Raw genomic sequence first — 23,081 nt, 5'->3', positions numbered from 1 at the left:
ATGTAAGGTCTTTCTCAGTTGCTCGGCGCGAGCACCGTAAAACCCTGTTCCTTGAAGAGCGCGGCGGCCTTGGCCGACTCGACGCATTTCAGGAAGGCAGCCGTATCCTTGTCCTTCGAATCCGCCGTCTGGGCAATCGGGTAGATGATCGGCGGATGCGAATCCTCGGGGAACGTGCCGACGACCTTCACGCCCTTGTCGGCATGCGCGTCGGTGGCGTAGACGATGCCGAGCGCGGCCTCGCCCGTCGATACGAGCTTGAGCGCGGCGCGGACATTCTCGGCCTGCGCGATCTTGCCTTCGACCGAGGACCAGACGCCCAGCGACTCCAGCGCGGCCTTGCCGTATTTGCCCGCGGGCACCGCCTTGAAATCGCCTATGGCGAGCCGGCCGTCGCCGATGAGCCCGGCGAGGTCGAAGCCCTTCTCGACCTTCGTCTCGACCTTGGAATCCTGCGGCGCCACCAGCACGATCTGGTTGCCGAGCAGCTTCACCTCGGTGTCTGGCCTAGTCAGCTTTTTGTCGGAGAGATACTTCATCCAGTCGAGGTCGGCCGACACGAACACATCGGCCGGCGCGCCGCCTTCGATCTGCTTGGCCAGCGCCGAGCTTGCCGCATAGGAAATGATCGCCGCTTCGCCTACTTCCGGCTCGCAGGCTTTGTTGACCGCATCGAGCGCGTCCTTGAGGCTGGCTGCGGCGAACACGATCACCTTGTCTCTGGCGTGAGCCGCCGGCACAGCCGCCATCAACGCTGCCGTCAGTCCGCCGATGGCGATCGCCTTCAATCCAAAACTCTTGCCCGTCATGAAACCTCTCCCTCTTCTGAAGATCCGTTCGGCTCGAGCCCACTCGATATATCCGGACGAACATAACAAGAAAAGGATTTTTAGGCTCGGCGCCGTTGTACGTCAGGGTCCCACCAGCCCACGATGAAGTCCGTTCGATACAGCGAGGCTGAGGTAGCCGAAGATCAGCGCCCGCGATATCCTCAAGGGCAACGTCGGAAATCGTCAAGGGGAGCGACCACCTCGCATGTCAGGATCGACATCGGTGGCGGCCTCCTCGTCACCGCTTCGATCAGCAAACGAAGCGGCTGCCGATCTGCAACTGGAATGGGGCCAGCTTGCCTGCGCGGTGATCAAGGCCTCCGACGTCATGGTCGGGATTGACCGACGATTTGAGCGCGTTGTGGACCGGGCCTTACACCGCGATCGGCGCCTTGATATTGCCGTCCGCAAAATAGTTCTCGAGCCGGAAATCCTTGAAACGGAAGGCAAAAAGATCTTTCACATCCGGATTGATCCACATCGTCGGCAGCGGCTTCGGCGTGCGCCGCATCTGCTCGCGCGCCTGCTCGAAATGATTCGAGTAAAGATGCGCGTCGCCGAGCGTGTGGACGAAATCGCCAGGCTTCAGGCCCGTGACCTGCGCCACCATCATGGTCAGCAGGGCGTAGGATGCGATGTTGAACGGCACGCCCAGGAAAATGTCGGCCGAGCGCTGGTAGAGCTGGCAGGAGAGCCGGCCTTCCGAAACGTAGAACTGGAACAGGCAGTGGCAGGGCGGCAGCGCCATCGCCTCCACTTCCGCCGGATTCCAGGCTGAGACGATCAGCCGGCGCGAATTGGGATTTCTGCGTATCTCCTTGAGAAGGCCGACGATCTGGTCGATCTCGCCGCCGTGCCCATCCGGCCATGAACGCCACTGCTTGCCGTAGACAGGGCCGAGATCGCCATTCTCGTCAGCCCATTCGTCCCAGATGGTGACGCCGTTGTCATTGAGATACTTGATGTTGGTGTCGCCGGCCAGGAACCACAGCAACTCGTGGATGATCGACTTCAGATGCAGCTTCTTGGTGGTGGTGACCGGGAAGCCGCGCGAAAGGTCGAAGCGCATCTGGTAGCCGAACACCGACCGCGTGCCGGTACCGGTGCGGTCGCCGCGATCGGCGCCGTTCTCCAGCACATGCTTCAACAGGTCGAGATATTGGCGCATCGGCTCGGCCTCGATTCGGATGACAAGCGATCATAGCCGACTGGCCGTCGGTCGAATACCCAAAGCCTACAGAGTCGATCGTGCGCCGGAAAATCCACGGCGCCGGCACGTTGCCATGCCGGCTGCCGATGGCCGCGCCTCAGAGAGAACCCAGTTTGCCCAGGTCCTTCGCGACCAGATAATAGAAGGTCACGCGGCTTTTGGTGTTGTCGGCGGCCATCGCCTTGCAGGCCTTCTCGATCGAGGCGTCGGCCTTCTTGGCGTCGGCAATGCCGAGCTTCTTGGCGACCCAGTTGTCCCGGACGCGCTCGAGCTCCTTCGGGTCTGCGCAGGAGACCAGGGAGGAATCGCGGTTCCTGAGCGCGATGCCCAGATGCTTGACGATCTTCTCGACCGCATCGGCGCTGGCGCCTGCATCGTATTTCTTCACATCCGCAAGATAGTCGGCCATGAAACTTCCCCTCGTCGGCGCCACGGATCCGATCGATGAGGCGTGTGGCGCGCCGCGCAACTTGTGCGCCAGGTCGGATATTCCTCATCGCCGGCGGAGCTTCGATTGAGTGAGTGCGCAAGTCAACCCTCGGCTGTCGAGTTTGCTAAGGGGACAAGCACGACTTGGCTCTTTCATTTTCCGTGATCGCTCCCTATATTCGCTTCGTCGGCTTGACCGACTATGGCGATAAACAGGCGATGCAATAAGCCGTTCGGACCCGGGGGCGGTACCCGGCGCCTCCACCAAAAACCGCTCTTCCAAAGGGAGCGGCTTTTGCTGGGGGCGAAATAGGATCGACGAAGGTGTAAAGATCGTACTTTTGCCCGGCATTGTACCACCGTCATCGGGCTAAACTTATAGTTGCCAACGACAACTATGCGGAAGCTCGTCTCGCTGCTTAATGCGGCGCGAACGCTTCAAATCAAGTCCTAGCGGTTCGCACTTCTAGGCGGGGTTCGGAGGTACCTGGCAACAGAAACCTCCACCTTCCCTCTTCTTCTTCTTTCCAAGTCAACTGAACGGCCAAGGCCTGCTTGGCGCGCATGCGCGCGGTTCCTGCCACGGCTGAAAAAGGCCGGGCAATCCCGGCCTCTACCGATCTATTATCCGCTTCTTACTCCGCCGGCGCTTCCACCGCTTCCCGAGCCCGGCCAAGCGTGACCTTGGCCAGCGTGAACGAGATCACCGCGCAGAGCGTGATGCCGGCCACCATCGGCAACGGCGTGCCGTCGAAGAAGATGCCGGCGACGCCCATCGCCAGCGCACCGATGGCGAAATGCAGCGTGCCCATCAGCGCCGAGGCCGTGCCGGCGATCTCGCCATGCTCCTCCATCGCCAGCACCGAGGTGGTCGGAATGACCAGGCCAAGGAAGCCGTAGCCGACGAAGAGCAGCGCCGCCATCACGTCGAGCCGGTCGACACCGGATGCCATGATCGCGAACAGCGCCACCATCACCGTGGCATAGCCGGTCACCGCCACCCACACGACCCGCTTCAAGCCGAAGCGATCAGCCAGCATCCCGGTCAGCTGCGACATGCCTATGAAGGCGACCGCGTTGATCGAGAAGAACACGCTGTAGACCGACGGCGACAGGCCGTAATGGTCGATCAGGATGAAGGACGAACTCGACAGATAGACGAAGAAGCTCGCAATGCCGAAGCCGGCGATCGCCACAAGGCCGAGGAAGTTGCGGTCGCCCATCAGGTAGCGGTAGCCGGCAAGCGCCGTCCCGAAGGACGAGCCGGCGCGCTCCTCGACCGGCCGCGTCTCTTTCAGCGAGGTCGCGAGCAGGATGGCGGCTAAGGCTGCGGCGCCCGTGACCGTCCAGAACACGGCACGCCAGCCGAAGCTCTCGATGATCTGGCTGCCGGTGAGCGGCGCGAGAATAGGCGACACCGAGAACACCAGCATCAGCAGCGACATCAGCTTGGCGGCCTCGTTGCCGGTGTGCAGGTCGCGCACGATGGCGCGCGGCACTGCCATGCCGGCGCTGGCGCCGAGCCCTTGCAGGAAGCGGAAGGCGATCAGCCACTCGATATTGGGCGCCATAGCCGAGCCGACGCCGCCAACCATGAACAGCGCGAGTCCGACATAGAGCGGCAGCTTGCGCCCGACCATGTCCGAGATCGGTCCGACGACGATCTGGCCGAAGCCCATCGATAGGAAGAAGATCAAAAGGCTCATCTGCACGGCGGCGGTGCCAGCCTTCAAATCCTCACCGATCGAAGGCAGCGCGGGAAGGTACATATCGATGGCGAAGGGGCCGATCGCTGACAACAAGCCGAGCACGACCGCGATGCGGAGGAATTTGGGACTCATGATAGGGCTTCTTTCGGATCTGGTTGCCGCCGTGGTCCGGCGTCTACCCAAGGACGTTCCATCCCGTGGAACCCCGACATCCGGAGTGAACTCATTCGTCGCTTCAAAAAGCGCGAATCTGTCGTTTCCCGGGAGCGGACTTCCCTTTATTGTGTCCACAAATTTAGACAGGCTTGTCCAATTCGTCAATCATCGCTATATAAATTTTTATGAAGGTCGGCGTTTCTCCTGACACTTTCCCGCCACGCAGCCATGAGGCCAAGCGCATATCGGTGGTTGATGCTGCCGCTTCGGTCTTCTGCAGGGAAGGCTATGCCGGCGCCAATATCGACCTGATCGCAGCCGAGGCCGGCGTTTCGCGCCAGACCGTCTACAATCATCATGGCGACAAGGAAAAGCTGTTCATGGCTGTTGTGCGCGACCTGACGGAGCGCTGCAACGCCGGCATCTTCGCCACCATTGCTACCTTTCCCGACCAGCCCGCCGATCTCGAAGCCGATCTTGTCGCCTTCGCGGTGCGCATGAACCGCAACTGTATCTGCAACCGCGACGGCCGCTTCCTGCGCAAGCTGATCCAGGCCGAGGGCGAGCGCTATCCCGAGCTTTTTGCCGAGTGGCGCGAACAGGGACCGGGCCGCACCTGGTCAGCGCTTGCCGCCCGCTTCGCGCGGCTTGCCTATGCCGGGCACCTCTCGATCGGCGATCCGGACGTGGCGGCGCGCCAGTTCCTCGCACTCGTCAACGCCGAGTTGCAGATAACCTTCATGCTCGGCGGCATACCGACGGAGGAAGAAGTGTTGCGGTCAGCGAGCAATGGCGTGCGCACCTTCCTGGCCGCCTTCGGCAGGAAGAAAGCGCCAGCCGCCCGGCAGGCCGCCCTCGCCCACGCCTGAGCGATCAAATCGCCGCCAGCCCTCTTGGCCTTAGCTTTCGGCGCCTATATGCGGTTTACGCCGCGCCCAAGCTTGATTACAGCTATGCGGACGATTCAACGGAACCCGACCGTCACATGGCCGACGACCACATCCGCTACGACATTCTGGCCCAGGAGGCATTGCGCGGCGTCATGCGCAAGGTCCTGGCCGAAGTCGCGCGCACCGGCCTTCCGGGCAACCATCATTTCTTCATCACCTTCCTGACCGGCGCGCCGGGCGTGCGCATCTCCTCGCGGCTGCGCGAGCGTTATCCGGAGCAGATGACCATCGTCATCCAGTTCCAGTACTGGGACCTGAAGGTGACCGACACCGGTTTCGAGGTGGGACTCTCGTTTTCCGACGTGCCCGAAAAGCTCGAAATCCCCTTCTCCGCTGTGCGCGGTTTCTATGACCCTTCGGTGAATTTCGAACTCGAATTCGACGTCAAGGCGGACAATGCCGTGGAAGATGATGATGCCGCGCCGGCCCCGGAACTGCCGATCGCGGTCGTGACCGAAAAGAAACCGGAATCGAAGAAAAAGGCCACCGAGGCCGAGAAGAAGCCGGCTGCCGCCGATACCGGCGGCAAGGGTGCCGAAGTGGTTTCGCTCGACGCCTTTCGCAAAAAGTGAGCCGGGGAAATGGGCGAGGTCGTCAATCTCCGCCAGGCCCGCAAGCACAAAGCGCGCATCGAGAAGGAACGCCTGGCCGGTGAAAACCGGGCCTTGCACGGCCGCTCCAAAGCCGAGCGCAAGCGTGACCGGCTGACGTCCGACAGGACGGAAAAATTCATGGACGGCCATCGCCGCGAAAAGCCCGGCGATCCGGACCGGCGCTGAGCGCCCGATGGCCGCTGTCGAAAAACGCTCGGTGACGATCCGCGGCCACCGCACCAGTTTTTCCCTGGAGCAACCCTTCTACGACGATTTGGTGGCGATCGCGACGCAGCGCTCGCTGTCGCTCGCGGCCCTCGTCGCCGAGATCGACGAAACGCGAACCCGCGACGCCAACCTCTCCTCCGCGCTCAGACTCTACGTGCTCGCCTGGGCAAAGCGCGGCGGCAAGGCATCTTGACCGGCCTCAGACCGGATCGCCGATGCTTTGCTGCGCCTTGCCCTTTTGCCCGAAGCTGAGCAGGGCCGAACGGTCGCGTTCCTCGGCCTGCTTTTTCGACCGCACCCGCATCAGGTCCTTCCAGCCGATATAGCCGACCAGCCGTGCGTCCTCGCGCGAGACGACCGGCAGATGCGAGACGTTGGCCAGGAGCAGCTTGTCGGACAGCCCTTCCAGATATTCGTCGGGATAGGCGAGCGTGACCTTGCTGCCGGCCAATAGTTCGCCGAGCGTCGTCTTGCGGTGCTTGCCGGCGCGGCGCCAGCGCAGGATCGCTGGCGGGTCGATGAGGCCGAGCACACGGCCATTTTCGTCGATTACAGGAAAACTCGGATGGCGCGTGTCCGGCGCGGTCAGGAATGCCGCCGCGCCGTGCAGCGTCATCGTCGCAGGCACGCTCTCGACTTTGGTCGTCATCACTTCGCGCACCCTGGTCAGCGCGAAGGGATCGACGCGATACTCGCGAACGAGGTGATGTCCGCGCCGCGCCAGCTTTTCGGTCAGGATCGATCGCCTCATCAACAGCACGGTGACGGCATGGGCGGTGGCGCAGGCCGCGATCAGCGGCACCAGCATATGGGTGTTGCCGGTGAGCTCGACCGCGAAGAAGGTCGCGGTCAGCGGCGCGCGCATGGTCCCGCCCATGGTCGCGGCCATCGCCAGCAGCGGCCAGAAGCCGGGCGTCGCCTCGGGCAGGATGCCGGCAAGCACCGCGCCCATCGCGCCGCCCATGATCAAGAGCGGCGCCAGCACGCCGCCCGACGTTCCCGAACCCAGCGCCACCGACCAGATTATGGCCTTGACCACCAAAAGCGTTAGCGCGGCCGCCGCCAGCACATGGCCATCCAACATATTGGCGATGTTATCGTAGCCGACACCGAGCGCCTGCGGCTCGATCAATCCGCCGATACCGACCACCAGACCGCCGATCATCGGCCACCACATCCAGTGTATCGGCAGCTTCTGGAAGGCGTCCTCGGAGGCATAGACCATCTGCGTCAGCAAGCCGGAGAGCAGGCCCGCGGCAATGCCGACAAGCACCCAGCCGCCCAATCCAGCAACCGACGCTTCCATGCTGCCCGAGAACGGGAAGATCGGCCCCGGCAGGTGCAGCAAGGTGCGTTCGACTTCGGCGACGACGGCGGCAACGGCGACGGGGATGAAGCTGCGCGGCGTCCATTCGAACAGCAGCAGCTCGACGGCGAGCATGATTGCCGCGATCGGCGTGCCGAACACGGTCGTCATGCCGGCCGCCGCGCCCGCCACCAGCAATGTCTTGCGTTCATTGTCGCTGACCGGCAGCATCTGCGCGATCAGCGAGCCGATCGCGCCGCCGGTCATGATGATCGGCCCCTCGGCACCGAACGGTCCGCCGGACCCGATCGAGATCGCCGACGACAATGGCTTCAATACCGCCACTTTGGCGTCGAGCCGCGAGCGGCCGAGCAGGATTGCTTCGATGGCTTCCGGAATGCCGTGGCCGCGGATCTTTTCACTGCCGAAGCGCGCCATCAGCCCGATGATCAGGGCGCCGATCACTGGAACCAGCACAGCGGCATAGCCGAGCGGCGTGTCCTCGAGCCTGAGCTCGGCCAGGGTGAACTGGCCGAGATAGGCGACGTTGGTGGCGAGCCTTATCAGCTTCAACAGCGCGATGCCGGCAAACAGCCCCGCGGTCGCGACAACGACCGCGATGGCGGCGATAATGAGCACCCGCGGATCGGTGGTGAAGTCGCGGAGATGGCCGTTTCCGGCATGAGCGGATTTCATTGGGGAGCCTGAGCTTTCTGGCGGCGCGGTACCGTCCGGTTGTCGGGCGGCTACATATCGTAACACGATATAATATTTCAAGGCCGTTTTTGGCGGTTGCTCCGCGTCATTTTGGTCATGGATGCGCCAGGCCCCGAGCTTTCATAAGAGTTGAGCTTTGGCCGGAAAGGGCGATAAGTCGTGGCATGACGCATCCGAAGAAACCACGTCCCGCCATCAGCCAGGCCGACTATCAGCGGCTTTCGGAGTTCCGCTATCTGATCCGCCGCTTCCTTGAATTCAGCCAGTTGCAGGCGAATGAGGCGGGCTTGACCCCGCGCCAGCACCAGGCGCTGCTGGCGATCAAGGGTTATCCCGGCGGCGGGCCGGTGGCAGTGGGCGATCTGGCGGAGCGGTTGCGCATCCGCCACCACAGCGCAGTCGAACTGGTGAATCGGCTGAGCGAGGCCGGATTGGTCGCGCGGGATCAAGACAAGGCCGACCACCGCCGCGTCCTGCTGCAACTCACCCCTCTCGCCGACGACCGTCTCGCCGAATTGTCGGCCGCCCATCTCGACGAGCTTGCGCGCATCGAGCCGATGCTCAAGCGCCTGCTTTCGCGGCAGGAGCCGGTTTGAGCGCTGACGCATAACGCCGTGCTCGCGGCGTCCTGGGTGCCTTGTCCAGGATTCCGCTCGGAAAGGCTATGCAGTTTTCCTGGAATACTGCGTTTCAACCACCGTCCAGGGACTTCAAGAGGTTGTCGATCGTAAACGGATTGGTCTTGGGCTTCGGCGGCTCTGGAACCGAACCGTCGTTGACGCCGGGAAGCGACTGGTCGACTTTTGGCGCCTGCTCAGCCGCCCTGCGTTCGGCTTCCAGCCTCGCCTGCTCGGCACGTTTGCGATCGGCCTCGGCCTGGGCTTTAGCGGCAGCAGCCCGTTGCTCGGCCTTTGCCTTGGCGTCGGCCTCCGCCTCTGCTTTCGCATCAGCCTCAGCCTTGGCGAGCGCCTCGGCCTCTGCCTGAGCCTTGGCGTCGGCTTCCGCTCTTGCCCTTGCCTCTTCTTCCGCTTTGGCTTGCGCCTCGGCTTCTGCCTTAGCTTGCGCCTCCGCTTCGGCTTTCGCCCTGGCTTCAGCCTCGGCTTTCTGCCGCGCCTCTTCCTCTTGCCGGCGCAGTTCCTCGGCCGCACGGTCGCGCTCCGCCTGCAGCGCAGCGTAGTAGCGCACCTCGCGGCGCAGCCTCTGCTTCTCGAGCAGCGCCGCCTGCATCGCCTCGACGCGCTGCTGCTCCTTCTCCAGCGCGCGCTGGGTCAGGAACTGCGCCAGCGGCGCACTGTCGAACTGAAGCGACGTCGCCCCGATCTGGCCGGCAAGGTTGAAGTTCACAGCCGGTTCGGAGCCAACCAGCGCCTCGTCGCCCGGTCGATAGGTGATCGCCCCCTTGGCGGCCACCGCGCTCGCAGTGAGGTCGGCGGTGACGTCCGCCGACAGCGTCGCCGCCGGATTGTCGAGGCTGATCGGCGGCGCCCGCAGCGTGCCGTTGGCAACGGTGAAGGCTATATCGGTATTGCCGGCCGCGAAACTTCCCTGTCCGACGATCTCAGGCGCGAAGCTGGCGGTCTTGGCGGCATCAATGTCGCGTCCGCTTGCATCGGCCTTGGCGATGATGCGGGCAAAAGCATCGGGATTGATGCCGGCGACGGTCAATCCCTTCAGCGCCGCCGTGCCGGACCCTGACAGGGCGGCGATCATCGCATCAACAGACTTGCCGCTGGTCGACAGCGCGGCCGAAATGTCGCCGCTGCCGCCGATTCCGGCGCCAGGCAGCACTGCGGTAAGATCACTGCCCGCCAGCTTCAATTGACCCGATAACAGGCCGGTGCCGTCCGTGTTCTTGAGTTCGAACAGGCCGGTCAGCATGCCGCCATAGAGCTTGGCATTGAGGTCCGAGACATGGACGCCTTCCCGGTCGAGCTTCAGCGACAGCGTCGCGTCATGCGCGGTCGCGAACGGTCCGGCTGCAAGGGCCGCCGTGTTGAGGTCGAGATCGGCGCTGAACGGCAGGGTCGATTTCTGGCTGAACGGCGTCGTCGGCCAGCCAACGTCCTTCCCGGCCAGGAACGACTGGTCGCCGAACAGCGACACCGCCAGCGGATCGAGGTCGAGCTCATCGAGCGCCAGCGCGCCGGCAAGATGCGGCAGTCCGTCTTTCATGTCGGCGTTGACGTCGCCGGACACAGCCGCCTTGTTGATGGCGCCGCTGAGCCCGCTCAGCACCAGAAGCCCATTGCCGAAGTCGGCATCGCCGGCGAGCGAAGCCGACGTGCCGGTGCCCATCCCGGGCAGCCCGACACCTGTCGTCATCAGCCATGGCTCGATATCGGCGGCGTCGAGATTGACCTTGCCCTTGGCGGTCGCGCCTTGCTGTGTCTCGGCGACTGTCCCGTCAAAGCTCGCCCTGAAGTCGTCCGCGGTCAGGTTGAAGCTGGTCGCCAGACCGCCGCCCAGCGAGCCTTTCGCCGTGATATCGGTGGTTGCCTGCCCAAGCATGCCGAGCGGCAGCGCCGGCAGGCCGTAGAGTGCAAGCAGCGTGGCGGCGTTCTCATTCCTCGCATTGAAGGTGATCGATACCGGCGCATCGAGAAGCCGATCCGGCGTTCCCCTGCCCGAAAGCGAAGCCGAGAAGGCGGAACCGCCGGCCTTGCCTTGCGCGGAGAGCGCGACCCCGGTGGTGCCGTCGCCATTGTCGGCGGCACTTGTCACCAGGTCGATCCGGGCGTCCTGGAACAGCTCCGGATAGGCAGCAACACGGTCAGCCAGGCCTTTCAGAATCTGATTGTCCGGATAATGCTGTGCTGCGACATCGATGAGCGGCTTGAGATCGACGGCCACCACGGATGCGTCGAGCTTGCCCGTTGGGCTTTCCGGAAAATCCTTGATGCGCCCTGTGGCGCTGATCGAGGCGCCGGCGAGCCCGCCGACCGAGAGCCGGTCGATCTCGAGCAGGCCCTCACGCAGCCTCAACGCCGTATCCACCGTGTCGGCCGTCAGCCCTGCCGCGCTGACTGGGCCTGCCTTGATCTGGAAATCGAGGTCGCGATCGGAGAAGCGATTGGCGCCCTTATCGCTGACGAAGATCGAGGCGAAGGCCGCCAGCCCGTCGACGTCGAGCTCGCCGCCCTCCAGCTGCATCAGCACCGAGGGCCTGGCGCCGTCGGGCTGGCTCGAATCGATGCGGCCGGAGAATTTCGCCTTGCCGAGGATCAGCTCGAGGTCGCTGAACGACTGCCGGTTCTCGCTGAGATCGACCTTGGCCTTGAAGCCCGCCGCCGGCAGACGGCGGATCGCATCGTCGACATCCTTCGACAGCCAGGCAGCGAAACCGGACGGCTGTCCGACAGCAAGCAGCAGGGAGCCGGTGAAGCCGAAATGGTCCTCGACGCTCAGCATGCCGTCGGCTTCGAGCGTGGCCCGACCCGGCAGCGTCGCGGCAAGCGACTTGACCGACCAGCCGCCTTTGACCGGCTCCGCCGAGAGCCGCACGTCGCGGACCGTCGTGTCGCCCGCCACTACCGCCGGCAGCCTGACCTCGACCGTGCCCGGTATAGTCGGCTTCGGCATGTGCTGAAGCGTCTGCTCGAAAGCCGCGATGCGCTGGTCGAGCGTCAATCCGGCACCCGCGGATGAGCCCACCGCCTCGTCGAACTGCACCTGCGCGCCGCTCGCTTCGATGGAGAAATGCGGCTTTAGGCCGAGATCGACCGAAGCCTTGCCGTCGGCGGTGTAGGGATTGTCAAGCGGCCCGGTCTCGAAGCGGAATTCGTCGACCCCGAGCTTCTGATGGTCGAGCGCGAATTTGCCGTTCAGCCGGAAGCCGGGATCGGGCTTGCCGGTGCGGACCTTCACAGTCTCGCCGTCAGTGCCGCGCAATTCGGCCGAGCTCCTGTCGGCCCCATTCTTGTCAGAGGCCGAAACCTTGAACTGACCGGAATAGACCGCCGCGCCCTTGACGATGCCGGCATTGCCGTCTGTCTCGATGACGAGCGGATAGGCATCCGGGTTGGCTCTCAGCCTTACTCGCATCTGGCCGTCGGCTTCCACCCTGCCGGTGGAGGCCGAGACCTCCGTCCGCAGGCCGTCGAAGCGCAGCGAGCCGTCCATTCGCCATGGGCCGGCGAGCGACTTGGCCGAAACGGTCGAGTCGATTTCGGAGATAAGATGGCTGCGTCCGCCGGCGGCATGGCGCAGTTCGATCTGCCCTTCGGTGACCGTCAGCTTCTCGATTGCGATCTGCCCGGGATCGAAGGGCGTCGAAGGCCGGATGGCCCAGTCGACCGTGCCGTCTCCGGCGACATCGATCGTCGCCCTCGGGTGCACCAGCCGCATGTCGAAAATCAGCAGCTCGCCGCGCAGGAAAGGGGCAAGCTCAGCATCCATGGAGAAGGTCTCGACCGTCATCGCCGGCTGGCCGCCCGGGCCGCCGGCGACCTCGACATTGGAGAAGGTCACCGATGGGAATGGCAAGAGCCGCGCCGTCGCGTCGCCTTTCACGGTCACCTTGCGGCCGAGGATGGTGCTCGCCTCGCGCTCGAAATCGGCGCGGTAGCCGGTCCAGTCGATGAAATACGGCACCACCAGCGCCGCGCACAGCACCAGCACGAACAGGCCACCGAAGATCACGAACAGGCGAGCGAGCATCGGCTCCCGAGCCAGGATTGAAGTCAGCCGCACTCTACCCGCATCCGCGCGGCGATAAAGAGGCAATTCGGCTGCAACCGCCGGCTTCTAGGCTCGCGGCAAGATCTTGCCGGGGTTCATGATGTTCAGCGGATCGAGCGCCTGCTTGATCGTGCGCATGACGTCCACGCCGTGGCCGAGCTCGTGGCGCAGGAAGCCCACCTTGCCCTGGCCGATGCCGTGCTCGCCGGTGCAGGTGCCTTCCATGGCGATCGCCCGCATGTTGAGCCGCGCGACGAATCTTTCGGCGAGCGCGATCTCCTGCGGGCTGTCGACATCCATCAGCACCAGCACGTGGAAATTGCCGTCGCCGGCGTGGCCGACGATGGGCGCGATCAGGCCCATTTCGGCAATGTCGGCTTCGGTCTCCGTGACGCATTCGGCAAGCCGCGAGATCGGCACGCAGACATCGGTCGAAAGCCCCTTGGCGCCGGGGCGCAGCGTCAGCGACGACCAGTAGGCGTCGTGCCGCGCCTTCCAGAGCTTCGTCCGCTCCTCGGTGACGCTGGTCCACAGGAACGGCCCGCCACCATTTTCCTCGGCAATCATGCCGAAAGTCTCTGCCTGTTCGGCGACCCCGGCGTCGCTGCCATGGAACTCCACGAACAGGCAAGGGCTCTCGGGATAGTCGAGCTTGGAATAATTCTTCATTGCCCGCATCTGCAGCGCGTTGACCAGTTCGATGCGCGCCACCGGGATGCCCATCTGGATGGTCGCTATCACTGCGTTGCATGCGGCCTCCAAGGTCGGGAACGGGCAGACGCCACCGGAGATCGCCTGCGGAATGCCCTGCAGCCTGAGCGTCAGTGATGTGATGATGCCGAGCGTGCCTTCCGAGCCGACCAAAAGCCGCGTCAGGTCGTAGCCGGCCGAGCTTTTCTTCGCCCGCTTGCCGGTCGTCACCGCCTCGCCGTCCGCCATCACCGCGGTTAGCGACAGCACGTTCTCGCGCATCGTGCCGTAGCGCACGGCATTGGTGCCCGACGCCCGTGTCGCCGCCATGCCGCCCAGCGAGGCATTGGCGCCGGGATCGATCGGGAAGAACAGGCCGGTGTCGCGCAAATGCCGGTTGAGGTCCTCGCGTGTCACTCCGGGCTCGACCGTGCAGTCGAGATCCTGCGGATTAACCGAGAGGATGCGGTTCATGCGAGAGGTGTCGATCGAGATGCCGCCGCCCGGCGCATTGGTGTGGCCTTCGAGCGAGGAGCCCACGCCGAAGGCGATGACCGGGACGCGGTGCGCGGCGCAGGTGCGCACGATCTCCTGCACTTCCGGCGTGGTTTCGGCGAACACGACGCCGTCCGGCGCCTGGGTCGGGATGTAGGTCGTTGTGTGCGCATGCTGGTCGCGGATCGCCTCGCCGGTCTGAAAGCGCTCGCCGAACCGCTGCTTGAGGATGCCGAGCGCGGCGGCGATGCCTTGCTCGTTGCGCTCGACGGGGTTGAGGTCGCTCAAAGCCATGAATTCCTCCGCGAATGGACCAGCGGCCACTCTTGTAATGCAGCTATGGATGATGCCTAAAGCAATTCCAGGAAAAGAGTGAAGCTCCGGATTTGCGCCAGAGCGAAGAGAACCTCACCAGCCACGCCCTGTCCAGCGACGATCAAGGAAAGCCAGATGACGATGCCCGCGCCGATCATTTCCAGCCCGATGGCGATCGAGAAGAACTGGATCGACTATAACGGCCATCTCAACATGGCCTATTACAACGTGCTGTTCGACCGCTGCTCGGACGAGGCGTTCGAGCTGATGGGCATGGGGCCGAACTATGCCAAGGAGCGCCGCCTCACCATCTACACGGCCGAGGTCCATGTCTGCTACGTGCAGGAGCTTCACCTCGACCACAAGGTGAAGGTCTCCTTCCAGCTCATCGACCATGACGAGAAGCGGCTGAGGGCCTATCAGGAGATTCGCCACGTCGACGGATGGCTGGCCGCGACGTCCGAGCAGCTTGCGCTGCATGTCGACATGGCCGGGCCGAAGGTCGCTCCCTTCCCGGCCGATGTGATGGCACAGGTTGAAGCCATGCGCGCCGCCCACGCCGCGCTGCCGATGCCGGAGCGTGCCGGCCGTTCGATCGGCATCAAACGCAAGAGCGCTTGAAAACCCGGACACCCGCGTTAACCTTACCAAGGTTTTAACGTGAACAAGCCGATTGAGTCTGTTGAACGACTCAGTGGCGCGTTCGAAAACCGCCGCACCGGGTTTACGCGCGGGGCGGCAGGCGGAATGCGGTGCGAGGACAGTGCATGAAAACCGACATCAAGGTCGAAGTGGAGCGGTTGGCGGCCGATCCGCGCATCACCGACTATGATTTCTGGCGATCGTTGAAGAACGTCAACAACGAGATCTTCCACATCGCCAACAACAACGAGCCCATCCCCTTCGACATGATCCGCTGGCGCGCGATACTCAAGCAGGCGCGCATGAGACGCGGTCACACTGAGCCTTCAGCGCTCCCTTAAATTGCCAAGCGGCGAGCGCGGCTCGACCGGCGACGACTGTATGATGGCGGTGTTGGTCATCGCATAGGGGATGATTTTGTCGATCACCCGCTCCAATTCGGCCACCGAGCCGACATGCGCGAGCGCGATGAAGCAATCCTCGCCGGTCACCCGGTCACACTGCGCGATTTCCGTCAGGTCGCGGATGATCTCGGCCACCACGGCGAGTTGCCCGGGCACGGGCCGGATCCTGAGCCATGCCGACAGCTTCATGCCGAGCGCCGCCGGATTGATCTTCACCGTATAGGCTTCGATCACGCCATTCTCCTGCAGCTTGCGAATGCGTTCGGCTACGCTCGGCGCCGAGAGCCCGACGGCGCGCGCCAACTCCGCCGTGCTGGTGCGCGCATCCTTTTCCAGGAGTCGCAGAATCTTCAGGTCCGCCGCATCCAGATCGCCATTTTCATTTCGAAGGCGTTTCAAAGAATTCTCTTTTCTTCAGAAGGTGAGCGGCGATCAGAATCGCTCATCATCCATATAAGTCGCGAAGTTCGCCTGCGATAATGACCTTATGAATACTGAAGCGCAAGTTCGTCCGACAAACCGGGCCCGCAGCGACATCGACGCTGCGCGCCCCGCCCTCGCTGGACCGGCCGATGCACTGCCGCCACATGTCTGGTTCTGCGTCAGCGCGATCTTCCACTATCTCGGGCCGGCCTTCGCCGTGCTGCTGTTCGCTCAGGTTGGCGTGCTCGGCATGGCCTGGCTGCGCATCGCCACGGCCGCGCTCGTCTTCGCGCCGCTTACCAGGCCATGGACGGTTTTCACGCACGCCGACCGCTCGGCCCGCCTGCTGCTGTTGGCCTTCGGCGCCTGCCTGGCGGTGATGAACTGCTCCTTCTATCTGGCTCTCGACCGCCTGCCGATCTCGCTGGTCGCCGCGATCGAATTCGTCGGCACCATTGGCGTCGCGCTGGTCGGCCTCAGAAGCCCGGGCAATTTCGCGGCGCTCGCCATCGCCGCCGCCGGTACGTTGCTGCTGATTGGTGTCAAATGGTCCAGCGATCCCGTCGGCCTGTTCTGGGCCTTTCTCAACGGCGCGCTGTTCATCGGCTATATCGTTTTGGGCCACCGCATCGCCCGAACCGGCCTCGGCATCGCCGGCCTCGGTACCGCCATGGCGATCGCCTTCCTCGTCGTGCTGCCGGTCGGCTTCAGCGAGGCGCTGCCAGCCTTCTCGGCCCCGCAACTGCTGATCGCCGGCATCGGCGTCGGCATCTGCTCCTCGGTCATCCCCTATATCTGCGACCAGCTCGCCATGGCGCGGCTGCCGCGCGCGAGCTTCGCGCTCATGCTATCGCTCTTGCCGCTCAGCGCAACGCTCATCGGCGTCGTCGTGCTCAGGCAGGTTCCGAGCCTCACCGATTGCCTCGGCATCGCGCTGGTTGTAACTGGCGTCGCGACGCACAAGCCAGCGACCGATGCCTAGGTCATCGTGTTATCCCAGCTTCTGCTTAAGGAAGGCGACCGTCCTCCCCCAGGCCAGATCGGCCGCCTTCTTGTCGTAGCGCGCGGCCGAGGTGTCGTTGTTGAAGGCGTGGTTGACGCCGTCATAGACATAGACGGTGTATTCGACATGCGCGGCATCGAGGGCCTTCCTGTAGGCGTCGATGCCGGCGTCGATGCGCTCGTCCAGCCCGGCATAATGCAACAGCAGCGCCGCCTTGATCTTCGGCACATCCTCGGCCTTCGGCTGCATGCCGTAATAGGCCACACCGGCGCTGAGGTCCGGCGCGCTGACGGCAAGCGTGTTCACGGTGCCGCCGCCCCAGCAGAAGCCGACCGCGCCGACTTTGCCGTTGCTGTCTTGGTAAGCCTTGAGATAGGCGACCGTCGCGACGCCGTCGGCCGCGACTTGAGCGGCATCGAGCTTGCCGAACATGTCGCGCGCCTTGTCCTCGTCGGCGGGCGTGCCGCCTAGCGGCGACAGGAAGTCCGGCGCCAGCGCGACGAAGCCTTCCAGCGCCACGCGCCGGGCGACGTCGCGAATATGCGGATTGAGCCCTCGGTTCTCATGGATCACGATCACTGTGCCGAGTTTGCCAGACTGGTTCGCCGGCTTGACCAGATAGCCCTTCATCTCGCCGCTGCTGCCGGGATAGGTGATGTCTTCGCCCTTCACCCTTGGATCCTCCTCGGCGACGATCGCCGCCTGGGCCGAATTCGCCGCCAGCATCGGCGCGATCGCGGCAGCCGCGGCACCCGATCCGGCGAGCCTGGTCAATTGCTCCATGAAGCGCCGCCGGTCGAGCGTCAGATGCGTGTATTCGTCATAGGCGTCGATCATCGCCTGAGTGATGATGGGCTGCGTGATGACGGGCTTGGCAACAGGTTGGGTCATGGCTCTCCTCGACGGCTGTTTGACGCGCAAGATAGGGTTGGAACTCGCGCGGTCCAGTCATATACCGGCGACGACACCGCCGGCCCGGACCTCACCAATCAGGTGCTGGGTCAGGTGCCTAGCCTGAGGCGCCATCTCGGCCTCTGAAGTCCGGATACCTTTGTCTACTTGGCCAGCGTGTAAGCCATCACATAATCGCCCGGCTTGGTGCCGACCGAGCCGTGGCCGCCGGCGACGATGACCACGAACTGGCGGCCGTCGGCGACCGTGTAGGTCATCGGTGTCGACTGGCCACCGGCCGGCAGCCTCGCGCGCCAGAGCTGCTTGCCTGTCGTAAGGTCATATGCGCGCACATAGTCGTCGACCGCGGCCCCGAGGAAGGCGACGCCACCGGCCGTGATCATCGGCCCGCCGATGCCTGGAACGCCGACCTTGAGCGGCAGCGGCAGCGGCGTCATGTCGTAGACGGTGCCGTTGCGATGCTTGTAGGCGATCTGGCCGGTCCTCAGGTCGACGCCGGCGACATAGCCCCAGGGCGGCGCCTGACAGGGAATGCCGAGCGGCGACAGAAATGGTCCCATCACCACCGCGTAAGGCGCGCCCTCGTTGCGGTTGAGCCCCTGCTCGCTGCCCTTGGTGTCGCCTGGCGGCGGCACGTCCGCGCGCGGAATGAGCTTCGACGTGAAAGCGAGATAAGTCGGCATGCCGAACATCACCTGCCGCACCGGGTCGACCGCGACGCCGCCCCAGTTGAACACGCCGAAATTGCCGGGATAGACCAGGGTGCCCTGCAGCGAGGGCGGCGTGTAGCGTCCCTCATAACGCAGTCTCTTCAGTTCGATCCGGCACGCCAGCTGATCGAACATGGTGATGCCCCACATGTCCGCGCCGGTCAGCGGCTTCGGGTTGAACGACAGGTCGGACGACGGCTGCGTCGGCGAGGTATGGTCGCCTTCGATCGCTCCGCCCGGTGCCGGCACTTCCTTCACCGGAATGATCGGTTTCCCAGTGCGCCGGTCGAGCACATAGAGATCGCCCTGCTTGGTCGGCCCTACCAGTGCCGGCACCACGCCGCTACCCGTCGTGATGTCGACCAGCGTCGGTTGCGCCGGCACGTCCATGTCCCACAGGTCGTGATGCACGGTCTGGCGCACCCAGCGCAACTGTCCGGTGTTGAGGTCGAGCGCGGTAATCGAGGAGGAGAATTTTTCGACACTGGCGCTGCGGCCCATGCCGAGCTGGTCGGGCGTCTGGTTGCCGAGCGGCACGTAGAGCAAGCCAAGCTTCTCGTCGGCGCTTGCCGTTGACCACATGTTGGGCGAGTTATTGGTGTATTTCTGCCCCGCCGGCAGCGGCGTCGTCTGATCCGGTTTGCCGGAATCCCAATTCCACAACAGCGCGCCGGTGCCGGCGTCATAGGCGCGGATGACGCCGGACGGCTCCTCGGTCGAATAATTGTCGTTGACCGCGCCGCCGACGATGATTTTGCCGGCGAGGATCAGCGGCGCCGAGGTCGAGTAATAATAGCCCGACTTCGGATAGGGCATGTTGGCCATCAGGTTCAGCGTGCCGCCTTCCGCGAAGGACGGACAAACTTGCCCGTTCGCGGCATCGAGGGCGATCAGCCGGGCGTCCGAAGTCGGCAGATAGATGCGTTCCGCGCAGGGCTGGCCCGCTGCGATCTTGGCATCGGCATAATAGGAAACACCGCGGCAGGTCTGGTGCTGGCGGTTGGGATCGAGCTTGATCTTTGGATCGTAGCGCCACCTTTCCTTGCCGGTCGCGGCATCGATGGCGATGGCGAAATTGTGCGGCGTGCAGATGTAGAGCGCATCACCGACCTTGAGTGGCGTCACCTGGTAGGTCGTCTCGCCGATGTCGTCAGGACCTTTCACGTCGCCGGTGCGGTAGGTCCAGGCCGGCTGTAGCTTGGCGACATTATCCGCCGTGATCTGATCGAGCGGCGAGTAACGCTGGCCGAACGGCGTACGGCCGTAGAAATGCCATTCGCCCGCCGGCATGTCGCCGCCGAGATTGGCCGTCGGCGTCACCTTTTCGGTGTTGAGCGTGCCGCCGATGTCCTTCGGATCGGCGGTCATCGAATAGCCGGCCACCGCAAGCGAGGCGAGCACCGCCAGAATGAGCGGCGCGCGTCCGTCGGGACCGGTGAATCCCCGCCTGGCCCATGGCGTCAGCAGCCAGAGCGCGATGAGAACGATGATGCCGCCGCGCGGGCCGAGCTGCCACCAGTCAAAGCCGGTCTCCCATACCGCCCAGCACAGCGAGGCGAGCACGATCGCCGCATAGAGCCAGAGCCCCGTCGATTTGCGGCGCGAAATGAGCCAGGCGGTGATCAGGAATGCCAGTCCGGCAATCAGGTAGTACCAGCTGCCGCCTAAGGTTACCAGCCAGATGCCGCCGCCGCCGAGGACCAGGCCGATAAGCAAAAGGACGAGGGAGGTTATGGTGACAGCCAAGACGAGACTCCTTCGACTGTTGCGCGGTTCCGGCGCCTCTCAGGCAACGGTGCCGTCCCTGCCCTGTTGGCAGCTTTCTCTCGCAAGTTGCGCCTGTCAAGGCGGCCCCGAACAGGAACAACTAGAACAAAACGGAGACACTTCTGGCCTTTCGCTGCCGAATCACTACATTCGGGGGCGATGTCCGGCTTTTCGGAAGACATGCCCTTTTTTTTTGACGAACCGAATGCGCGGTCCGCCGCCCCATCCGGCCTTGCCGCGCGCGCCATGGCTGCCCGCAGCGCGCAGAACCGTGCGCCCGATTATCTCAACGGCCTCAATCCCGAACAGCGGCTGGCCGTCGAAACGACGGAGGGTCCGGTTCTGGTGCTGGCCGGCGCCGGCACCGGCAAGACGCGGGTGCTCACCACGCGCATCGCCCACATCCTGGCCACCGGCAGGGCCTTCCCCTCGCAGATTCTCGCGGTCACCTTCACCAACAAGGCCGCGCGGGAGATGAAGCAGCGCATCGGCTTGCTGATCGGCGAGCAGAATGTCGAGGGCATGCCCTGGCTCGGCACCTTCCACTCGATCGGCGTCAAGCTCTTGCGCCGTCACGCCGAGCTTGCCGGATTGAAATCCGATTTCACCATCCTCGACACCGATGACGTGGTGCGGCTGATCAAGCAGCTGATCCAGGCCGAAAATCTGGACGACAAGCGCTGGCCGGCCAAGACCTTCGCGCAGATGATCGACAACTGGAAGAACAAGGGCCTTGGCCCCGACGAGATTCCGGAAGGCGACGCGCGCAGCTTCGGCAACGGCAAGGGGCGCCAGCTCTACAAGGCCTATCAGGAGCGGCTCCAGACGCTGAATTCCTGCGACTTCGGCGATCTACTGTATCACCCGATCCGCATCTTCCGCGCCTATCCGGATGTGCTGAAGGACTATCATCGCAAGTTCAAATACATCCTGGTCGACGAGTACCAGGACACCAACACCGCGCAGTACATGTGGCTGCGGCTGCTGGCGCAGCGGCCCAGTGGTGGGCGCAAAGGCGCTGACGCCGGCGGCAGGCCAATCTCCCCCCTTGTGGGGGAGATGTCCGGCAGGACAGAGGGGGGCGCGAAGGATCGCGGCGCCTCCAATCTTTCTGGCGGAAAGGCCGGCGGGACAGCGCCCCCCTCTGTCGCCTCCGGCGACATCTCCCCCACAAGGGGGGAGATTGGCGCCAGCACCGTCAACATCTGCTGCGTCGGCGACGACGACCAGTCGATCTATGGCTGGCGCGGCGCCGAGGTCGACAACATCCTGCGCTTCGACAAGGATTTTCCCGGCGCCACCATCATCAGGCTGGAGCGCAACTACCGTTCCACCGCGCATATACTGGGCGCGGCCTCCCATCTCATCGCCCACAATGAGGGCCGCTTCGGCAAGACGCTGTTCACCGACCGCGACGACCCCGAGGACGACAAGGTGCATGTCCATGCCGCCTGGGATTCGGAGGAAGAGGCGCGCGCCATCGGCGAGGCGATCGAGGCCTACCAGCGGCAGAAGCACAACCTCAACGATATGGCGATCCTGGTGCGCGCGTCCTTCCAGATGCGCGCCTTCGAAGACCGCTTCATCACGCTTGGCTTGAGCTACCGTGTCATCGGCGGCCCGCGCTTCTACGAACGGTTGGAAATCCGCGACGCGCTGGCCTTCTTCCGCGTCGTCGTCAACAGCGGCGACGACCTCGCCTTCGAGCGTATCGTCAACGTGCCGAAGCGTGGGCTCGGCGAAGCCACCATCCGCCAGATCCACGACACGGCGCGCGCCTTGCAAATCCCGATGCTCGAGGCCGCTGCGACACTTGCCGAAAGCGACGAGCTGAAGCCGAAGCCGCGCGCCGCGCTCCGCGAGGTCGCGGCCAATTTCGAGCGCTGGCAAAAGGCGCTGGAGACCACCCCGCACACCGAGCTCGCCGAGACCATCCTCGAGGAGAGCGGCTACACCGACATGTGGAAGAACGACCGTTCGGCGGAAGCGCCCGGCCGGCTGGAGAACCTCAAGGAACTGATCCGCTCCATGGAGGAGTATGAATCGCTGCGTTCCTTCCTCGAACATGTCGCGCTGGTCATGGAAGCCGAGCAAGGCGAATCGCTCGATGCGGTCTCGATCATGACACTGCATTCGGCGAAAGGCCTTGAATTCGAGACCGTCTTCCTGCCCGGCTGGGAGGAAGGCCTGTTCCCGCATCAGCGCGCGCTGGACGAGGGCGGCCGTTCGGGCCTCGAGGAAGAACGCCGCCTCGCCTATGTCGGACTGACGCGCGCGAAAAAGAACCTGCACGTCTGGTTCGTCTCAAACCGCCTCATCCACGGCCTGTGGCAATCGACCATCCCGTCGCGTTTCGTCAATGAATTGCCGGAAGCCCATGTCGATGTCGCCGACGGCGGCAATTCCTATGGCGGCTACGGCAATCCTTACGGCGGCGGCTCCTTCGCCTCGGGTCGCGGCGGCGGCCGGCAGAACCCCTACGGCGCCTCGCGCTTCGACAATATCGGCGCGGAAAAATCCGGCAGCTTCTCCAACACCTATGCGACACCCGGCTGGCAACGCGCGCAGGCCAACCGCACCGAGGCGACGGACCGCAACTGGGGCACCCGCTCCGGCCACCAGGTCGAGCGCATCGGCTATGGCGAAACCGATAGCGGCTACGGCGCCGGCCGCACCAGCGTGAAAGGCCGCACCATCGAGGGCGAGCTGGTCGCCAAATCGGTCGCCGACACGCCATCCGCCTTCAACGTCGGCGACCGCGTCTTCCACCAGAAATTCGGCAACGGCAACATCGCGGCCATCGACGGCAACAAGCTCACCATCGACTTCGACAAGGCGGGCCAGAAACGCGTGCTCGACGGGTTCGTCACCAGCGTCTGAGCGGTCGCCGCCCGGATTGCCGCCCGAAAACCGCA

Annotated in this window: 19 protein-coding genes, 1 other RNA gene and 1 pseudogene; 11 read left to right on the top strand and 10 right to left on the bottom strand. The window is 64.1% G+C overall.

What is annotated here, in order from left to right; all coding sequences use genetic code 11:
- Positions 1–14: 14 nt before the first annotated feature.
- Complete coding sequence (gene modA / locus CK220_RS16535) at positions 15–809, bottom strand: molybdate ABC transporter substrate-binding protein (RefSeq protein ID WP_095812555.1); 795 nt, start codon at positions 807–809, stop codon at positions 15–17.
- Positions 810–972: 163 nt separating this feature from the next.
- Between modA and CK220_RS32480 the strand changes: the two are divergent.
- Positions 973–1,173, top strand: a pseudogene (locus tag CK220_RS32480) (molybdopterin-binding protein); the annotation flags it as partial.
- A gap of 30 nt (positions 1,174–1,203) precedes the next feature.
- Here the strand turns inward: CK220_RS32480 and CK220_RS16525 are convergent.
- Both CK220_RS16525 and CK220_RS16520 read right to left on the bottom strand, forming a co-directional pair.
- The gene (locus tag CK220_RS16525) at positions 1,204–1,998 is read right to left on the bottom strand and encodes a thymidylate synthase (RefSeq protein WP_095812554.1); all 795 of its coding nucleotides are present in this window, start codon (positions 1,996–1,998) and stop codon (positions 1,204–1,206) included.
- A 139-nt stretch (positions 1,999–2,137) separates the two neighbouring features.
- The gene (locus CK220_RS16520; protein ID WP_095812553.1) at positions 2,138–2,449 is read right to left on the bottom strand and encodes a DUF2853 family protein; all 312 of its coding nucleotides are present in this window, start codon (positions 2,447–2,449) and stop codon (positions 2,138–2,140) included.
- A gap of 167 nt (positions 2,450–2,616) precedes the next feature.
- Between CK220_RS16520 and ssrA the strand changes: the two genes are divergently transcribed.
- Positions 2,617–2,977: a transfer-messenger RNA gene (ssrA, locus tag CK220_RS16515) on the top strand.
- Positions 2,978–3,104: 127 nt separating this feature from the next.
- Here the strand turns inward: ssrA and CK220_RS16510 are convergent.
- The gene (locus CK220_RS16510) at positions 3,105–4,310 is read right to left on the bottom strand and encodes a multidrug effflux MFS transporter (protein WP_095812552.1); all 1,206 of its coding nucleotides are present in this window, start codon (positions 4,308–4,310) and stop codon (positions 3,105–3,107) included.
- A gap of 209 nt (positions 4,311–4,519) precedes the next feature.
- Here CK220_RS16510 and CK220_RS16505 point away from each other — a divergent pair, with 209 nt between their 5' ends.
- The 4 genes from CK220_RS16505 to CK220_RS16490 all read left to right on the top strand — a co-directional run bounded on the left by CK220_RS16505 (position 4,520) and on the right by CK220_RS16490 (position 6,298).
- Positions 4,520–5,203 carry a TetR/AcrR family transcriptional regulator gene (locus CK220_RS16505; protein WP_095812551.1) on the top strand — a complete coding sequence of 228 codons (684 nt, stop codon included), beginning with the start codon at positions 4,520–4,522 and terminating at the stop codon, positions 5,201–5,203.
- 116 nt (positions 5,204–5,319) lie between these two features.
- Positions 5,320–5,856 (top strand): SspB family protein, encoded by a 537-nt coding sequence (locus tag CK220_RS16500; RefSeq protein WP_095812550.1) that lies wholly within the window; start codon positions 5,320–5,322, stop codon positions 5,854–5,856.
- Between the two features lie 9 nt (positions 5,857–5,865).
- A complete protein-coding gene (locus tag CK220_RS16495; RefSeq protein WP_095812549.1) occupies positions 5,866–6,063 on the top strand; it encodes a DUF4169 family protein in 198 nt (65 codons plus the stop codon).
- Positions 6,064–6,070: 7 nt separating this feature from the next.
- On the top strand, positions 6,071–6,298 hold the full coding sequence (locus tag CK220_RS16490) for a ribbon-helix-helix domain-containing protein (RefSeq protein WP_095779013.1): 228 nt from the start codon (positions 6,071–6,073) through the stop codon (positions 6,296–6,298).
- Between the two features lie 6 nt (positions 6,299–6,304).
- Here the strand turns inward: CK220_RS16490 and CK220_RS16485 are convergent, their stop codons facing one another.
- Positions 6,305–8,107, bottom strand: coding sequence for a chloride channel protein (locus tag CK220_RS16485; RefSeq protein ID WP_095812548.1), 1,803 nt, complete (start codon positions 8,105–8,107; stop codon positions 6,305–6,307).
- Between the two features lie 185 nt (positions 8,108–8,292).
- On the opposite strand from CK220_RS16485, the gene CK220_RS16480 reads away from it, so the two are divergent.
- Positions 8,293–8,724, top strand: coding sequence for a helix-turn-helix domain-containing protein (locus tag CK220_RS16480; RefSeq protein ID WP_066990862.1), 432 nt, complete (start codon positions 8,293–8,295; stop codon positions 8,722–8,724).
- Positions 8,725–8,818: 94 nt separating this feature from the next.
- On the opposite strand, the gene CK220_RS16475 is transcribed toward CK220_RS16480, so the two are convergent.
- Together CK220_RS16475 and CK220_RS16470 are read right to left on the bottom strand one after the other, a co-directional pair.
- Positions 8,819–12,784 carry an AsmA family protein gene (locus CK220_RS16475; RefSeq protein ID WP_095812547.1) on the bottom strand — a complete coding sequence of 1,322 codons (3,966 nt, stop codon included), beginning with the start codon at positions 12,782–12,784 and terminating at the stop codon, positions 8,819–8,821.
- A gap of 87 nt (positions 12,785–12,871) precedes the next feature.
- A complete protein-coding gene (locus CK220_RS16470; protein WP_095812654.1) occupies positions 12,872–14,284 on the bottom strand; it encodes an FAD-linked oxidase C-terminal domain-containing protein in 1,413 nt (470 codons plus the stop codon).
- 156 nt (positions 14,285–14,440) lie between these two features.
- Here CK220_RS16470 and CK220_RS16465 point away from each other — a divergent pair, with 156 nt between their 5' ends.
- A complete protein-coding gene (locus tag CK220_RS16465) occupies positions 14,441–14,926 on the top strand; it encodes a thioesterase family protein (RefSeq protein ID WP_095812546.1) in 486 nt (161 codons plus the stop codon).
- 146 nt (positions 14,927–15,072) lie between these two features.
- On the top strand, positions 15,073–15,288 hold the full coding sequence (locus tag CK220_RS16460; protein WP_066990849.1) for a hypothetical protein: 216 nt from the start codon (positions 15,073–15,075) through the stop codon (positions 15,286–15,288).
- Here the strand turns inward: CK220_RS16460 and CK220_RS16455 are convergent.
- Positions 15,274–15,750 carry an Lrp/AsnC family transcriptional regulator gene (locus tag CK220_RS16455; RefSeq protein WP_095812545.1) on the bottom strand — a complete coding sequence of 159 codons (477 nt, stop codon included), beginning with the start codon at positions 15,748–15,750 and terminating at the stop codon, positions 15,274–15,276. The two genes, CK220_RS16460 and CK220_RS16455, sit on opposite strands and share 15 nt — an antisense overlap.
- Before the next feature lie 88 nt (positions 15,751–15,838).
- Between CK220_RS16455 and CK220_RS16450 the strand changes: the two genes are divergently transcribed.
- Complete coding sequence (locus tag CK220_RS16450; RefSeq protein ID WP_245429233.1) at positions 15,839–16,756, top strand: DMT family transporter; 918 nt, start codon at positions 15,839–15,841, stop codon at positions 16,754–16,756.
- 9 nt (positions 16,757–16,765) lie between these two features.
- Here the strand turns inward: CK220_RS16450 and CK220_RS16445 are convergent, their stop codons facing one another.
- Positions 16,766–17,668, bottom strand: coding sequence for a dienelactone hydrolase family protein (locus CK220_RS16445; protein ID WP_095812544.1), 903 nt, complete (start codon positions 17,666–17,668; stop codon positions 16,766–16,768).
- Between the two features lie 164 nt (positions 17,669–17,832).
- Positions 17,833–20,145 (bottom strand): glucose/quinate/shikimate family membrane-bound PQQ-dependent dehydrogenase, encoded by a 2,313-nt coding sequence (locus CK220_RS16440; RefSeq protein ID WP_095812543.1) that lies wholly within the window; start codon positions 20,143–20,145, stop codon positions 17,833–17,835.
- Positions 20,146–20,325: 180 nt separating this feature from the next.
- Between CK220_RS16440 and CK220_RS16435 the strand changes: the two genes are divergently transcribed.
- Positions 20,326–23,046 (top strand): UvrD-helicase domain-containing protein, encoded by a 2,721-nt coding sequence (locus tag CK220_RS16435; protein ID WP_095812542.1) that lies wholly within the window; start codon positions 20,326–20,328, stop codon positions 23,044–23,046.
- The last annotated feature ends 35 nt before the right edge of the window (positions 23,047–23,081 follow it).

Origin of the sequence: Mesorhizobium sp. WSM3860 (assembly GCF_002294995.1) — a bacterium.
In the GTDB taxonomy this organism is placed as follows: domain Bacteria; phylum Pseudomonadota; class Alphaproteobacteria; order Rhizobiales; family Rhizobiaceae; genus Mesorhizobium.
Note: the sequence above shows the minus strand (reverse complement) of the source record. Positions and strands in the feature narration are given on the sequence as shown.

Coding starts and splice junctions, on each gene's coding strand:
- modA (WP_095812555.1), bottom strand. CDS start 809: ATGACGGGCAAGAGTTTTGGATTGAAGGCGATCGCCATCGGCGGACTG.
- CK220_RS16525 (WP_095812554.1), bottom strand. CDS start 1,998: ATGCGCCAATATCTCGACCTGTTGAAGCATGTGCTGGAGAACGGCGCC.
- CK220_RS16520 (WP_095812553.1), bottom strand. CDS start 2,449: ATGGCCGACTATCTTGCGGATGTGAAGAAATACGATGCAGGCGCCAGC.
- CK220_RS16510 (WP_095812552.1), bottom strand. CDS start 4,310: ATGAGTCCCAAATTCCTCCGCATCGCGGTCGTGCTCGGCTTGTTGTCA.
- CK220_RS16505 (WP_095812551.1), top strand. CDS start 4,520: ATGAAGGTCGGCGTTTCTCCTGACACTTTCCCGCCACGCAGCCATGAG.
- CK220_RS16500 (WP_095812550.1), top strand. CDS start 5,320: ATGGCCGACGACCACATCCGCTACGACATTCTGGCCCAGGAGGCATTG.
- CK220_RS16495 (WP_095812549.1), top strand. CDS start 5,866: ATGGGCGAGGTCGTCAATCTCCGCCAGGCCCGCAAGCACAAAGCGCGC.
- CK220_RS16490 (WP_095779013.1), top strand. CDS start 6,071: ATGGCCGCTGTCGAAAAACGCTCGGTGACGATCCGCGGCCACCGCACC.
- CK220_RS16485 (WP_095812548.1), bottom strand. CDS start 8,107: ATGAAATCCGCTCATGCCGGAAACGGCCATCTCCGCGACTTCACCACC.
- CK220_RS16480 (WP_066990862.1), top strand. CDS start 8,293: ATGACGCATCCGAAGAAACCACGTCCCGCCATCAGCCAGGCCGACTAT.
- CK220_RS16475 (WP_095812547.1), bottom strand. CDS start 12,784: ATGCTCGCTCGCCTGTTCGTGATCTTCGGTGGCCTGTTCGTGCTGGTG.
- CK220_RS16470 (WP_095812654.1), bottom strand. CDS start 14,284: ATGGCTTTGAGCGACCTCAACCCCGTCGAGCGCAACGAGCAAGGCATC.
- CK220_RS16465 (WP_095812546.1), top strand. CDS start 14,441: ATGACGATGCCCGCGCCGATCATTTCCAGCCCGATGGCGATCGAGAAG.
- CK220_RS16460 (WP_066990849.1), top strand. CDS start 15,073: ATGAAAACCGACATCAAGGTCGAAGTGGAGCGGTTGGCGGCCGATCCG.
- CK220_RS16450 (WP_245429233.1), top strand. CDS start 15,839: ATGAATACTGAAGCGCAAGTTCGTCCGACAAACCGGGCCCGCAGCGAC.
- CK220_RS16445 (WP_095812544.1), bottom strand. CDS start 17,668: ATGACCCAACCTGTTGCCAAGCCCGTCATCACGCAGCCCATCATCACT.
- CK220_RS16435 (WP_095812542.1), top strand. CDS start 20,326: ATGTCCGGCTTTTCGGAAGACATGCCCTTTTTTTTTGACGAACCGAAT.